At 55.9% G+C, this 14,561-nt stretch carries 10 protein-coding genes; 1 reads left to right on the top strand and 9 read right to left on the bottom strand.

Translation table 11 applies throughout. The features are described from left to right. Positions 1–40: 40 nt before the first annotated feature. From AC2FI9_RS05730 to AC2FI9_RS05720, 3 genes are all read right to left on the bottom strand, one after another. On the bottom strand, positions 41–1,303 hold the full coding sequence (locus tag AC2FI9_RS05730) for an HlyD family type I secretion periplasmic adaptor subunit (RefSeq protein WP_496766463.1): 1,263 nt from the start codon (positions 1,301–1,303) through the stop codon (positions 41–43). Positions 1,304–1,365: 62 nt separating this feature from the next. Further along, positions 1,366–3,462, bottom strand: coding sequence for a peptidase domain-containing ABC transporter (locus AC2FI9_RS05725; RefSeq protein WP_496766461.1), 2,097 nt, complete (start codon positions 3,460–3,462; stop codon positions 1,366–1,368). Next, positions 3,459–5,186: an ABC transporter transmembrane domain-containing protein gene (locus AC2FI9_RS05720; RefSeq protein ID WP_496766459.1), complete on the bottom strand. Its 1,728-nt coding sequence runs from the start codon at positions 5,184–5,186 to the stop codon at positions 3,459–3,461. Before AC2FI9_RS05720 ends, AC2FI9_RS05725 begins: the two co-directional genes overlap by 4 nt. 155 nt (positions 5,187–5,341) lie before the next feature. Between AC2FI9_RS05720 and AC2FI9_RS05715 the strand changes: the two genes are divergently transcribed. Further along, positions 5,342–8,902, top strand: a complete 3,561-nt coding sequence (locus AC2FI9_RS05715; protein ID WP_496766457.1) for a PA14 domain-containing protein — start codon at positions 5,342–5,344, stop codon at positions 8,900–8,902. A 6-nt stretch (positions 8,903–8,908) separates the two neighbouring features. Here AC2FI9_RS05715 and AC2FI9_RS05710 read toward each other — a convergent pair whose 3' ends face one another. The 6 genes from AC2FI9_RS05710 to bioB are packed head-to-tail and all read right to left on the bottom strand — an operon-like array spanning position 8,909 to position 14,291. Continuing rightward, positions 8,909–9,667: a methyltransferase gene (locus tag AC2FI9_RS05710; RefSeq protein WP_496766455.1), complete on the bottom strand. Its 759-nt coding sequence runs from the start codon at positions 9,665–9,667 to the stop codon at positions 8,909–8,911. Continuing rightward, positions 9,664–10,284 carry a pimeloyl-ACP methyl esterase BioG family protein gene (locus AC2FI9_RS05705; protein WP_496766453.1) on the bottom strand — a complete coding sequence of 207 codons (621 nt, stop codon included), beginning with the start codon at positions 10,282–10,284 and terminating at the stop codon, positions 9,664–9,666. The genes AC2FI9_RS05710 and AC2FI9_RS05705 overlap by 4 nt, the downstream gene beginning before the upstream one ends. Beyond that, complete coding sequence (gene bioA, locus AC2FI9_RS05700) at positions 10,281–11,567, bottom strand: adenosylmethionine--8-amino-7-oxononanoate transaminase (protein ID WP_496766451.1); 1,287 nt, start codon at positions 11,565–11,567, stop codon at positions 10,281–10,283. The genes AC2FI9_RS05705 and bioA overlap by 4 nt, the downstream gene beginning before the upstream one ends. Then, complete coding sequence (bioD, locus tag AC2FI9_RS05695) at positions 11,564–12,184, bottom strand: dethiobiotin synthase (RefSeq protein ID WP_496766449.1); 621 nt, start codon at positions 12,182–12,184, stop codon at positions 11,564–11,566. Before bioD ends, bioA begins: the two co-directional genes overlap by 4 nt. Next, positions 12,181–13,314, bottom strand: coding sequence for an 8-amino-7-oxononanoate synthase (locus AC2FI9_RS05690; protein ID WP_496766447.1), 1,134 nt, complete (start codon positions 13,312–13,314; stop codon positions 12,181–12,183). The genes bioD and AC2FI9_RS05690 overlap by 4 nt, the downstream gene beginning before the upstream one ends. After that, positions 13,311–14,291, bottom strand: coding sequence for a biotin synthase BioB (gene bioB / locus AC2FI9_RS05685; RefSeq protein WP_496766445.1), 981 nt, complete (start codon positions 14,289–14,291; stop codon positions 13,311–13,313). Before bioB ends, AC2FI9_RS05690 begins: the two co-directional genes overlap by 4 nt. Positions 14,292–14,561: the final 270 nt, after the last annotated feature.

The following is a 14,561-nucleotide window of genomic DNA, read 5'->3' as shown; positions in this document are numbered from 1 at the left end:
CAGGAATTGCTACATGATTACAAGGTCTTACATCTGCAAGCTAACGCTCTCTGAATGCGCGTTCCATCGTCATCTGCACCGGCTTTAACAGGTAGGAAAGCAGGGTCTGTTCGCCGGTCGTCATTTCCGCAACAACGGTCATCCCAGCTTGAAGCGGACGCTCCCACGGGCCCGTGCCAACCTTGGCTTCGGTCAGTTTAAACGAGGCCCTGAAATAGGTTTCACCGGTTTGTTCATCCGTCAGAGGCACAGGATAGATGGATTGCAGGCGTCCTTCGACCTTACCGAAACGTCGGGCATCGAATGTGTCTACGCTTACTGAAACCGGCTGTTCCAACTCAACATGGCCGACCTCGGAATTTGCGATACGTGCTTCTACGACCAAAGCGCGACGGGTCGGCAAAATCTCAAAAATCACTTCGCCCGGCGCGATGACTTCCCCTGGGTTAGGATATGTTATCGCCTGAATAATTCCACGTGCTGGGGCAGAAATACGCAGTGCCGACAATTTTGAGTTTACGACGTCCAGCGATATCTCCAACTCCACGCGCTTTTGCTCAAGTTCGGCCCATCGAGTTAGCACCTCATCTCGCAACGCCAGGGTTTCTTCAACTTTGGCTGCACGGGCCAGCATCAATGCGCTCTGGGCTTCGGCAAGGCGCACCCGGGCGTCCGATGCAGCCGCGCGAACCGCGTCCACTTCATCCTCTTCCTCAAGGAAATCGCTCAGGGATTTTAGACCCTGCGTCCGCAGCTGCGCATATCTCTCCAGAATCTCCTCTTTCTTTCGAACGCGGGCCTGAGCGAACTGCGTGGCCCGTGTCAGGATATCCAATGTCCCCTCTTGCTGCTTGATCGTGGCCAGCTGAATGCGTTGGCCTTCAGCATAAAGGTCCAACCTTGCCGCTGCAGAAATCAGGCCCTTGCCTTTGAGCGCATCAATTTCCGCCTTGTCAGGCACAGCTTCGCGATCCAATACCGCCAGTACAGCGGACGCTGTGGCCAAGTCTCGCTGAACCGCAGCAAGCTGGCCCGACGTGACGTCTCTTTCCCGCGTCAGATCCGGGTGATGCAGTTCAACCAGTAAATCCCCCGCCTCAACCAACTGGCCATCGCGGACATGAACAGCCCGGACAATGCCGCCAGGCATCGTTTCGATTTGTGGATACGCGCCAACTGGCAGGATCGTCCCTGGGGCGCGGGTTACCTGGGGAACAGTAGTTTGCCCTGCCAGAACCACCAAGCATCCAACCATGGCCGAAACCGCAAGCGAGAGGAAGGCCGCAAATCTAGGCCGCCGCATTCGGCGCCTCCAATTTGCACGTTGCATTGGACCGGACGTGTCACGTTTCTTTGGACCTGATTTCACTGTGCCCTCCCAAGCGTTTTCAATACGGCCTGAAGTCTCTTGCGCCCCGCATCACCAGCGCTGTTCACGACAACCTTGTCGCCATTCAGAAAGATGAAACGGTCGGCGATCTGCATGAATGAGCGATCCGCCGTTGCGATTATCACAGTCCTGCGCCCTTGCTGCGCGCGAATCCAGTTTCTGAAACACATCCGTCGATGATCAGACAGGCCGTTGGTTGGCTCGGAAAACAGATAGACCGAAGAAGGGCGCGCCATGCTGCGTGCAAGAACCAGCGACTTTAAGGTTGCCGATGGCATCTGCGCCAGGTCACTGTCGGTCAAACGAGTGTCGATGCCGTCTGGCAGAAGACCTTGGTCATCCAGCAAATCCATATCAGTCAAAGCAGCTATAATATTGTCATCATTGAGAGACGGCGAGGCCAATCGAAAATTCTGGGCGACGGTGCCGTAGAACATCGACATGTCGTAAGTGGCGTAGGTTATGGATTTACGCAATTCGTCCCTAGCAATTTGACGAATGTCGATGCCGTCATGTTCAATCGTACCTGCCAGAGGCGCGTAAAGGCCGTCGATCAGATCCAGCACCGCTGTGCGACCGGCCGCATCGCTGCCCATGACCAGCACCACTTCGCCCGGATCACAGTTGAAACTGGCTTGCGAAAGGACAGGCGCGTTCAAAGGGTCCGGCCGGTACGTGACCGAAGAAAACGCAATCGCGCCGCTTAATGTTTTTTGATGCGTTTGTTCCAGCCCCACCTCGATCTCCACGCCAAGACTAAGGACACGATCCGCCTGATTTCGACTGCTTCGGAAGGAAAGGATCTGGGGGAAGCTGGAATACAGAGACTGAATCGGCGCCAGAATTTTGGACACCAACGCAATCGAGGCGATCAACGCGCCAAAGCTGATATCACCGCGCAACGCGCCATGCGCACACAAGATGATGGCCCCCATCGTCGCAAGTGCCGTAACGGATTGAACCAATGATTGCGCAAGCGCCTGAAACTGACGGCTGCGGCGCGCGGCCGCTTCTGCGCGCTCTGCAAGCGGCATGCAGCGGTCCAACCATTGGTTTTGCATCCCCAGATTTGCAATGGCCCGCTGGTGAAGAATAGCGTCCTGAACGCCCGACTGGCTAGCGGCGGCGGCCTCTGTCGTTTTTTGATCCAACCGTTTTTGATGTGGGATGATGATTGCGCCAAGCAAGACAAGAAAGACCGCCAAGCCGAGCGTCAGCAGCGCGACCTGCGGTGCGAGATATGCAAGGACCGCAAAGGAAATCACCACGAATGGCAGATCCAGAAGGGTCGTCATGACCTGCCCGGTAAATGCATCGCGCAACGATTCGAATTGGCGAAAACGCGATAGCTGTTGGTTTACATCCGTTTTCCCGAGCTGGCTCAGCGGCAGTGACATCAGTTTGCGAAACAGCGCAATCATCAACTGACGCTCTCCACGCCAGCCAACATATGCCAACGCCCGCGTGCGCGCATGGCGGAAGCACAGGTCTGACGCACCCACAATCACCACACCGATCAACAGCGAAACCAGCAAACTAACAGAACCCGACGGGATGACCCGCTCATAGATGCCCATGATCAGCAATGGCGCCATAAGCCCCAGGACGTTGGACAACAACGAGGCGATCAGCAGCCAGGGCAACATCGGGCCTAATTCTGCGAATGCCGAGCGGACAGATGTGAACCGCCTGTCTGTCTGGTGATGCGTGAAGCGGTCGATCCGGATGACGGTGCACCATCGGCGGCCGGGCTTGAGGTGGTTCAGATCTGGGTTCAGATCTTCGCTGATTTGCAGCGTGCCACCTATCCGATCCAACGCAAGGTAGCAGGCACCATTGTCCGGTATTATCAATGCCGGGCATTCGTGATCCGTGATCTCACGTTCACGACATCTGATCTGCGTGTAGGGGATATGGAGGTTTTCCAACGTCTCGAAAATGTCAACCGGGTGGAGCCGATCCAGCACGTGCGGAAACGCCTCAAGCAGCCGGTCTTCACTATTGCGCCACCCACCCGCCGAAAGCAGTCTAAATAGCATCCCGCTTGCAATCTGAGTGTTCATTACGGTCATGCAGCACCCTTTTTCCAGGCTTCCGCGGCAGTGCGTTCAAGATCTGCGTCCACCGCCCATGCCGCCAGATCTAGGGCGTTTGAAGAACTTAAGCGAACGCACTTGTCCGTTATCTTCCTCATCCGAGGGTCCGGGCTTGCAACAAATATCGTGGGCCGCGGTGACACGGATTGGAGGTAATCCGCCAAAGCTTGGCGTTCCGTTGTATCTAGAACCGCTGTTGGTTCATTCATCAAAAGCACCCGCGGCCGCAGCGCCAAGGCCCGTGTCAATGCAATGAGATGCCGGTTCACCGGGTCGGCCTCAAACCCGGTTCCGGTGTTAAGCTGGGTTGCATAACCCATGGGCAAACGGTGAATGCGTTTCTCTAGCCCAAGGGCGAGGGCAACTTGCTTGGCGCGATCAACGGTCTCTGCGTCACCAAAAGCGCTGATGTTTTCAAGCAGTGTTCCCGACAGGATCGCGGGCTCGGCTTCGAGCGCAACCAGCGCGTCCTGCCCGCGCCACCCGATCAACTGTGATGCCCGCAAGCCGCCAATGAAAAATCTACCCTTATCTGGCTCTCGCTGCCCCGTCATTGCGTCAAACAAAGCTGCGACCATCCAGCTTTCTTCGGGCTCAATCAAAACGCCATGCCCTTGCTCCACCTGAAAGTTGAGGGGCAAGAAAGCTCTCCCCTTTCCTTTTAAACGGCGCATGGACAAACCGGACACCTTGATCTGACCCAAGTGATCGCAGGAAAGCCCTGCACTTTGCCCGATTTCAAGCTGTTCCATTTCGTTCAATCGTGCTTGTGAAATGGCAGAGTTTTCCGACTGAACCCACATCGCCATGAGTTTGGTCAAAGGCTGGATAATTCGGCCATTCAACAGCATGCAGGCAGCCAATTCGGCGATACCGATCAGGTTGATGATCACCAAGTAGGCCCCCAGCAGCCCCATCGCGGCAACAGTCATCTGCGAGAAAATGGCTCCAAAGCTTTGTGCGAAGCTCGAGAAATGGATCAGCTTTTTGCTGATATCGACGGTCTGATCTTCAAGCAATTCAAAGCGGCGGGCCATTTGTGGCTCCATCCGGTTTGCCTTGACCGTGGGCATGTTCGACAAAATCTCGGACAAGAACGCGTATCGGTGTGTGTCTAAGGACTTGCGGTGCTTGAACAGAGCCCACTGCCCCCGCTTCATGACCGCTGCGAAGATGATCACAACGCAGAACGCGCCCAATGGCACCAAAATCAGCCACCCCCCGATCAATCCGATCAAAATCGCAAACAAGACGGTAAAGGGCAGATCAATCGAGAGTGTTTGCCCCTGCCCCGAATGGTAGTCCCGCAACTGGCCTATAGCTGCGTAGCGTTCCGCATAATTGCTGGCGGGTTCGCGCGAGAAGTCCAAAGAATTCGCGTAAAGGACTTTGGTCATAAAGCGGCGGTAATTCCAGACCGCTGCCCCCTCAGCCGTGGTTGTCAAAAGGACGGCACGGCACTGTCTAAGCAACAGCTCCATACCGGCACCGATCACCAGTGCCACCGTCAATACGCGCAGCGTGTCTGTAGACTGAAATGGGATAACCCGATCGAATATCAGCAAGATGGAAATCGGCATCAAAAGCGACAGAATATTTATAGTCAGAGAGGCAACCCAAAGCGGGATATCAAAGTGAGGTGCCGAAATGCGACCAACAAATCCACGCGGTTCCATGATGCTTTTCACCCCCTTGGTCATTTCAGCAGGAGTGGTCGGATTCCGTTTAAGACCCGTAAATTCCCCGGCTCATCTTGCCTAAGATTTGCCTTTAAATTTAAGCGCTTAGTTGTCCGCTATCGGCGGGCGCGTGTTACCAAATACGGTGAATCAGCTGTTGTTTGGGGAATTGTGCGATGGGTAAACTAGAGACCGACCTGAATTTTCACACAAGGTCCGCACAGGCCGATATGGACGAACAACACGAGATCGCCACTCATCTTTCCCGCAATGTTGTCGGGCCAAGCGAAGATCCGACGCGCAGTTCGTTACACACAGGCCAACAATTCTCTGGGACAATTGAACCTAACACTCGGAGCGAGGGTGCCCCGGAAGAGTTGAACCCTCGCACCTTGCATGCGCAACAATCCGGCAACGTCACAAACACTGATCCAGTCGCCCATACCTTTTATTCGACGAACACGTTGGCTGGGTCAATTGCACAGAACCCCAAGGCAGAGGCGTTGGAAATTGTTGAAAGCGCGGCCAGGGTGGAAACATTCAGTGCCGCAAGTCCAGCGGCCCAAACAGCCGAAGGTGTGGGAATTGCCCATGTAAGCGGCTCGGCTTCTCGTCCGGAGCTGCCAAGCGTACCCAATCTGGATGCAGCCCCGGCAATACCAACCGACACACAGACCGAAAACAGCGCGCTGCAAGAGGTTACTCTAGACAACACTTCTGTCGCCGAGAACGCCAATGGCACGGTGATCGGAAACATTTCCATCGTAGTCTCGGATGCGTCGGACACGCACCGCTTTGACATCTCGGACGACCGTTTTGAAATCGTGAACGGCAAGTTGCAGCTAAAGCCCGGCATTGCACTGGATCATGAGGAAGCGGCACAGATAGAGGTCGATGTCACGGTAACAGACGCTGGCGGAGCCACCCTGACCGAGCGTTTCATCGTGGACGTTCAGAATGTGAACGAGGGTCCGACTGGACTGGCGCTGGACAACAGTGTTGTCACCGAAAACGCCAACGGCGCAGTGATCGGAAACATCTCCATCGTAGACCCAGATGCGTCGGACACGCACAGCTTTGACATCTCGGACAACCGTTTTGACATCGTTGATGGCCAATTGCAGCTAAAGCCCGGCAATGCACTGGATCATGAGGAAGCGGCGCAGATAGAGGTCGACGTCATCGTCACGGATGCTGGCGGGTCCACCCTGACCGAGCGTTTCACAGTAGACGTTCAGGATGTGAACGAGGGTCCGATACGTCTTGTGCTGGACAATGCCTATGAAAACCTCATTCAGAATGGCAGTTTCGAAGAATTTGACTTGGATAAAGGCAGGTGGAAAGGCTTTGGCTCGGATGAAAGCGGGTCCTGGCAAGACGCGCATGGAATGGAAATCTGGGATCATTTAGGCGGTACGAGTGCATCCGATGGCGATCAGCTGCTCGAGATGGATCATGGTCGGGGCATCGACAGTATTTCCCAGGTCGTCCAGACAGAGGATGGTCAACTCTATGATCTGGGCGTTGACCTGCGTGAGCGTCTAGCAGGTGGAACCGATACGGTCGAGGTCTATTGGAACGGCAATCTGGTGGCGGAGCTGGACCCGCAATCCGCAGATTGGGAAACGTTCCAGCTGCAGGTCGTTGGGACCGGACAAGACACGCTGGAACTGCGCGAACCTGAGGGACAGAATGATACCTACGGTGCCTTGGTTGATAACATCACACTGACCGCCGCAGAGCTGACCGTAGCCGAAAATGTTGATGGGGCCGTTGTCGGGCAGCTCAGTTTTGAGGATCCGGATCAGGACGACACCCATAGGTTCGAAATCTCGGATGACCGGTTCGAAGTCATCGGTGGTCAACTGCGTCTGAAACCCGGTGTTGCGTTGGACTATGAAGAGGCATCCTCGGTCACCGTTGATGTCACGGTGATCGACGCAGGCGGGTTGCGTCACTCCGAAAGCTTTACTGTCAATGTGGCGGATACGGACGAGATGACGTTTTCGTCAGGGTTTCACGCCAAATATTTCGACGTTGATCATCGTCTTTCCAAACTGGAAGACATCAACTGGACCGCAGAACCGACCCATGAAGAGGTTACGTCCGAAATCAACTACGCTAACGGTCACGACACATTTTGGGATGGAGGCGCGAAAGACACGTTCGGCGTCCAGATCAATGGCAGCGTCGAAGTTGAGCAAGGCGGAACATTCACTTTCTTTCTGGGCGCCGATGATGGGGCGATGTTGGTAATCAACGGCCAACAGGTCGTTGAAAATGACGGGCTGCACGGGTTTCGAACTCGAACAGGTGAAATTGAGCTTGAACCGGGAACACATTCGATCGAAATCCGATACTTCGAAAATTGCGGCCGGGCTGGACTGAAGCTTGAATGGGAGGGCCCAGGTCTTGACGAACGTGAGGTGGTTACAGCCCCAGACGTGTCCGCGGCCCAAACCGTTTCGGGCGTGCCACTTGCCATTGGTGTGGATATGGGAACGCTCAGCGTGACCGATGAAACCACGTTCGAACTGACAGGTCTGCCGACTGGAACAATTGTCGAGGCTGGCGGAATCGCATTCGCGGCAAATGTGGACGGGATCGCAGAGATGGAAGGCTGGCAAGGTGAGATGATCACCATAACACCGCCGCCAGAATTTGCGGGAACAGTCGAAGCAGCCCTGCATCATTCTACGCCGACCAGTGAAAACAGCAGTCACGACGGCGTACAATACCTGACTTTCGAAGTAACTCAGGCTGACCTGCCCTCACCAGATGCCAAAATTGTGGGCGGGTTCCGCGCAAGTTATTTTGACATGGACAACAGGTTGTCAAAGCTGGACGACATCGACTGGTCCGCTGACCCGACGCAACAGGAATTTGTGCCTGAAATCAATTTTGATAACAGTCGCAACTCATTCTGGGAAGGCGGTTCAAGGGATACGTTTGGGGCAAAACTCGAAGGTAAAATCACAATAGAAGAAGGCGGCTCCTACACTTTTTTTGCCGGTGCGGACGATGGCGTAGCACTCTTCGTCAACGGCGTTAGGATCGTGGACAATGATGGTCTGCATGGGTTCCGAACGCGGTCCGGAAAAATCGACCTGGAACCCGGCACTTATGATATCGAAGTTCGGTATTTTGAGAATTACGGTCGTGCAGGATTGAAATTGGAATGGGACGGGCCGGACACAACGGGGCGCGAGCTTTTGCAAGCTGACCCAGACCCATATGTCAGCGAAAACGGGACGATCGAAGTCGCAATCGAGATGGACCAAGCAAGTGATCAGGCTGCTGTATCTTTAGAAGGGCTGCCACCAAATACTTTGCTGATCAGCGGTGAGGATTCACTGATGACAGATGGCGGCTCTGCGGATCTATCTGGCTGGGATCTCGACTTTCTTGAGATTTCCCCGCCCCCAGGATTTCAAGGCGCAATCGAAGGGGAAATCTTGGTGACGGACACCGGATTTAACGGGGCGCAATTGACTTCAGTGACTTCCTTTGCTCTGGACGTCGGGCAAACAGATGAAATCGCAAAAGACCTTGCCCCTGATCTGTCCGAAACGCTTGCTGCAACAACACTGGTTGAACCGCCCGCGCCGTGGCACTTGGATTTTGCGCAAAGTGACGCGGAAACCGGCGGCGATGTTATGGCCGAAGCGGTAGTGACCAACCCGGGCTCTGAGATCTCGTGTATCCAGACCGAAGCCTATGAGCGCATTGATTGGTAACAGCACTCAGCTATGTTTGCGGGCCACGATCCAAGTTGGGTTATAGGTCAGGGGCACGCCATCATCATCGCCAAAGTGTCGGATATATTGTTCCGAGAATTGGGCAAGACTGGTTTTGGTCCAGACCTTCTGCGCGCGCCCGTTGACCCCAGTTCTTCGAAGGTGATTGAGAACGTCTCGGGGCGTATCAAAGCGCAATGCAGAGAGAATTTCGCCGCAACTGATAATCTCTAACTGGCCTTCGACCGCCGCGGCCAAATCTTCAGATCGGCACAGGCCCGGCGCTTTGGCTGTGGAGCCGACTTTCACCAGCTCCCGGTACTGTTCTGGTCCAAAGCCTGAAACCGCCAACCACCCTCCAGGAGCCAATGCGTTGGCCGCCTTTTGCAAGAAGGCTGCGGGATCAAACAGCCATTGGATCATGGATGCGGAAATGACCAAATTGGGTTGAGATGGCCATTCAACAGTTTTGGCATCACCACACAAAAAGTCCGCGCCGACCGCTGTTGCGGTCTCAGCCGCTTCGGGCGACAGGTCATTGACCGTCAACTGACCAATGTCGAATGCGCTACACACCCGATGCGTGAGGTGGCCGGTACCACACCCAAATTCCAAACCGGCCGGGAAACGGTCCGGCCCGCCGCCGGCCCGCATCTCTTGGACCAGCCGATCCGCGATTTTGGCCTGCTGGCTCGCTGATCTGTGGTAGCTGCGGAAACTGCGACTGAAACTGCGCTGGACGCGGTCTGCGATCTGTACGTTCATGCGGCCCACTCCTGCCAGTTCTGACCGTCGCGAAACGGGACATGCGGGGTGGCAATACCACGCACGGCAGATTGTTGGTGCGCCCATGCCGCCTCTTGCGCCGGCGTTGGGATAATTCGGTCCCGCTGGGGGATCCAAATCCGGTCAAACGCCACCTCGGGTGCGCCACCACGGTCGATCACGGCGTGAAGCTCTGCCTGCGCAGCCTCCAGATCAATTTCGGGAACCGGCCCGTTCAATCCGGCGCGGCGACAGAACTTTGCGAAACTGGCTGCGGTCAGGTTTTCCGCCGTGGCGCGGATCATATCCGGTGCGATGCCACGCTCGGGGTCAGCCGGACATAGCGTGCCGCTGACGGCAATCAGCCGATCGGGACAAAATCCAGTTTGCGTCAGCCAGTGGCCCGCAGATGCGACACCAAAAGAAAAGGCAATCAGATTGACCCGGTCATATTGCGCAATATCAGGCAGAGGATCGTCAAGGTGGCGGAAGTCGTCGACGAATAGCACATCACCGCGCCCTGAAAGCCCAGCAAAAGGCGCAGCCCCCAGCGCCCAACCGCCAAAGATCAGGATCAATTCATCCGTTCCGGAATGCGATAACCACCGCTGTTTCATGACATGCCTTTGACGAGCGAGATCATGGCCGATGTTACACGGCTCAATTCATTCGCAGAGATGATGTAAGGCGGCATGCAATAGATGTTGCGGGCAAACGGGCGCAACCAAACGCCGGTATCGGGTGCCAGCGCATGCGCAACCGCGGGATCAGCCCATTGCTCCATTTCAATGACCCCGATCGCGCCAAGCACGCGCACATCGGCAACGCCTGGCAATTCACGTGCGGGGGCAAGTTCTTGCTTGATCTGGTCGGCGATCGCGTGCACTTCGGCGCGCCAATCTCTGACCGATAGTTGGTCCAGACTGGCCACCGCGGCAGAACAGGCCAGCGGGTTGGCCATATAGGTCGGGCCATGCATCAGAACGTTTGCTTCGCTTTCGCCAATTCGGCGCGCGACATCTTCAGTCGTGGCGGTCGCGGCCAGAGTAATATGTCCGCCTGTCAGCGCTTTGCCCATGCAGATGATGTCAGGAACCACTTCGGCATGACGCATCGCGAACAGTTCGCCCGTGCGACCAAACCCAGTCGCGATTTCGTCAAAAATCACAAGAATTCCGTACGCTTTACACAGGTCTTGCGCGCCTTTTAACCACTTGGGGTGATAGAAATACATGCCACCCGCGCCCTGCACCACAGGCTCAAGGATCAGGGCCGCGATCTGATCGGTCTTGGCTTCCAGCAGCTCAGCCAGTGCATCCAGCCCATTCAGGGTTGGATCATCCGTCCATTCCTGATCAAACGATATCGGTGGGCGGGGCAGGAAATGTTGGATCGACAGCGCGCCGCTGAACAGCCCATGCATCCCATTCTCGGGGTCGCAGACGCTCATCGCTTTCCATGTGTCCCCGTGGTATCCGCCGCGAATGGTCGCAAATTGCGTGCGCCCCGTGTGACCCAGCGCCATCTGATACTGCACAGCCATTTTCAAGGCGACTTCAATCGCGACCGATCCGCTATCGCTGTAGAAAATGCGATCCAGCCCGTCAGGCAACAGCTCGACCAGCTTGCGACCCAGTTCAATAGCGGGTCGATGCGTCAGGCCACCGAACATGACATGGGGCATTTGCCGCAGCTGTTCCTGCATCGCAGCAGTAATGGCCGGATGACGATGCCCGTGCACCGCACACCACCACGACGACATAGCATCGATCATCCGAGTGCCGTCTTCCCGGGTCAGCCATACCCCTTCGGCCTCGGTGATCAGATGCATCGGACCGGGGTTCAGAACATTAGTATAGGGATGCCACAGGTGGCGGGCATCAAACTCCAGAGCGGTCACAAAGCTCTCCGAATTGTTGCTGTGTCAATCGCATCGAAAGCATCCGACAGCGTTTCTCCCGACAGGGTTTCAAGATACGGCAAGCGTCCCAAATGGGTAACCTGACACATCTCGGCGATGGTCTGTTCAACCTCTGGTTCAGCGTCGCCTACAAACGCTACGCCGACGACGTTGCAACCTGCTCCCCGCAAAGCCATCAGGGACAGGCTTGTGTGGTTGATCGTACCCAATGCGGTCCGGGCCACCAGAACCACGGGCGCCCGCCACACCGAGATGACATCAAGGAAAAAGGTCTTGCGGTTCAGCGGCACCATGATCCCGCCTGCCCCCTCGACGACCAGGGGTCCGTTGACCTGAGGCAGCGCAAGCCGATCCGGCGAAATCTCGACGCCTATGTCTTCGGCCGACAAATGTGGTGAGGCTGGCATGTTCAGGCGATAGGCTTCCGGCAAAATTACAGCACCGGAAAGCGCCGCGACGGTTTCTGTGTCCGTTGCATCCTCAAGCCCGGATTGCACCGGCTTCCAATAGGTTGCGCCAAGCGCGGCCGTCAGGCCCGCAGCAAAAACCGTTTTTCCGACACCAGTGTCGGTGCCTGTGACGATTACAGCGCTCATGCCGCCTCGGTCTGTTGATGCGCCAGTGCTTCGAACAGGGCGCTTATGTCATCCTTGCCCACGTTGCCGGTGATCGACACGCGCAGGCGCGACGTGCCCCGTGGCACGGTCGGCGGCCGGATACCACGGACATCAAAACCTTTGGCCTGTAACGTTGCGGCCATTTCCATGGTTTTGGCGTCATCGCCCAAAATTATGGGGATAATCTGGCTGTTCAGCGCCTCTTGGGGTGTTCCGATCTGACGTGCAACGGCATGCGCGTGGCGGGTGCGGGACAGGGCGTTCAGGGGCAGCGAACTATCTGTTTGAAGATGCTGCAGAACCACGCGAACAAGGGCCGCATTGAGCGGAGATGGGGATGTCGCAAAGATAAACGGGCGCGCGCGGTTGATCAATGTTTCGATCAACACCCGCGGGCCACAAATCAGCCCTCCAGAAACCCCCAACCCTTTGCCGCATGTGTGCAAAGTCAGCAACTCAGCCTTGAGGCCATGCGCCAGACCCTTTCCGTTCGGGCCAAATACTCCGGTCGCATGAGCCTCATCCACGATCAATATGGCACCGTGTTCACAGGCCAGATCAGACAGCGCAGCCAAGGGCGCAATGTCGCCCTCCATGGAATAGATGCTTTCCACGGCGATCCAGATTTGACCAGACCCGCCTTTTGCCAGCCACTCCTCAATGGCCAGACGCGCTGCGGTCACGTCATTATGAGCAAAGGCACGTGTTTGGCCACGTCCCATCCGCATGCCTTCATGCGCGCTTGCATGAACCAAAGCATCGTAAAGGATCAGATCTTCGGCGGCAGGAAGGGTCGAGAAAATCGCCTGATTGGCCTGGAATCCTCCGCCCATGAACAAAGCAGCCTCAGCATCAAAAAAGGCGGCGGCCTCGTGTTCAAGCGCCTCATGTTCGGGATGATTGCCCCGCAAAAGACGGGAACCACCGGATCCCAGCGGCACGCCCTGCGCCAATGCCGTTTGCGCGGCAACGCGAAGGAATGCCGATTGCGCCAAACCTAGGTAATCATTGGACGCAAAGTCCAGACCGCGCCGTGATGCCAACACCCGGCGACGGTGCCGGGTGTCCAACAGTTCAAGCATCGAGTTCAATCGACTCAGTGCTATCATTCAGCAGCATCCAAACAGGATTTTTCGGCCGATGTTTCCGCCTGCAACCCAAGCTTGGCAAACAATATGGCATCAGTGTCTTCTTCGGGGTTTTCTGCCGTCAAAAGCGTTTCACCAACAAAGATCGAGTTCGCACCGGCGAAGAAGCACATGGCCTGCAATTCCTCACTCATATCGCTGCGCCCTGCGGACAGACGAACATAAGACTGCGGCATCATTATCCGCGCCACGGCTATTACCCGCACAAAGTCGATCGGGTCGATGGGCTTCGCGTCTGCCAATGGTGTGTCTTCCTGCGGCATCAGCATATTGATCGGCACTGAATCCGGCGCCGGGTTCATATTGGCCAAAGTGACAAGCATATCGACCCGGTCCTGAACCTCTTCGCCCATTCCGAGGATACCGCCGGAACAGACTTTGATACCCGCTTCCTGCACACGGTTCATCGTGTCAATCCGGTCCGCAAAGGTGCGTGTGGTGATGACTTCGGGATAATACCGCTCGGACGTGTCGATGTTGTGGTTATAGTAATCCAGCCCCGCATCGCGCAAACGGACCACCTGATTGTCGTCCAGCATGCCAAGGGTCATACATGTTTCCATCCCCATCTCGCGCACGCCTTCGACCATGGCAACAAGGGCATCCATATCCCGGTCTTTGGGTTCGCGCCACGCAGCGCCCATGCAGAACCGGGTTGCCCCACCGTCGCGAGCCTTGCGCGCTTCGGTCAGAACGCGCTGAACCTCGATCAATTTGGAGGCCGACAGCTTTGATCCGTTCCGCGCCGATTGCGAGCAATAGGCACAATCCTCGGCGCATCCACCGGTTTTGATCGACAATAGTTTGGATGTCTGAACCTTGTTGGGATCAAAGTTTTCGCGGTGCACAGTCTGAGCGCGAAACAGCAGATCCATCAACGGAAGGTCATACAACGCTTGGGCAGCTTCGCGGGACCACAGCGGGGAGGTGTTTTTCATTTTATAGATACTTTTCGAAAACTCTCATGGCTGCGCATACTTTTATAGATAAAGATCGTTATCACAACCAGATTCTACCATCTGCGTCACTCAGGCGGAAAAACGCGGATGCTTGCAATGGTCCGCTGTGCCAACGCCGCTTCAGCAAACGATGCGGAACATTCTATCCCAATGCGGCTGCCGCCATTTCCGCAATATGCACCGCGCGAAAATCAACCGTCTCAAATCGACACATGTTGCCATGATTGGGTAAGCAGATCACAATGGGCA

It is taken from the genome of Ruegeria sp. CDSA246 (assembly GCF_059611225.1).
The sequence above is the reverse complement of the archived record's forward strand: the minus strand, read 5'-3'. Positions and strand labels throughout refer to the sequence as shown.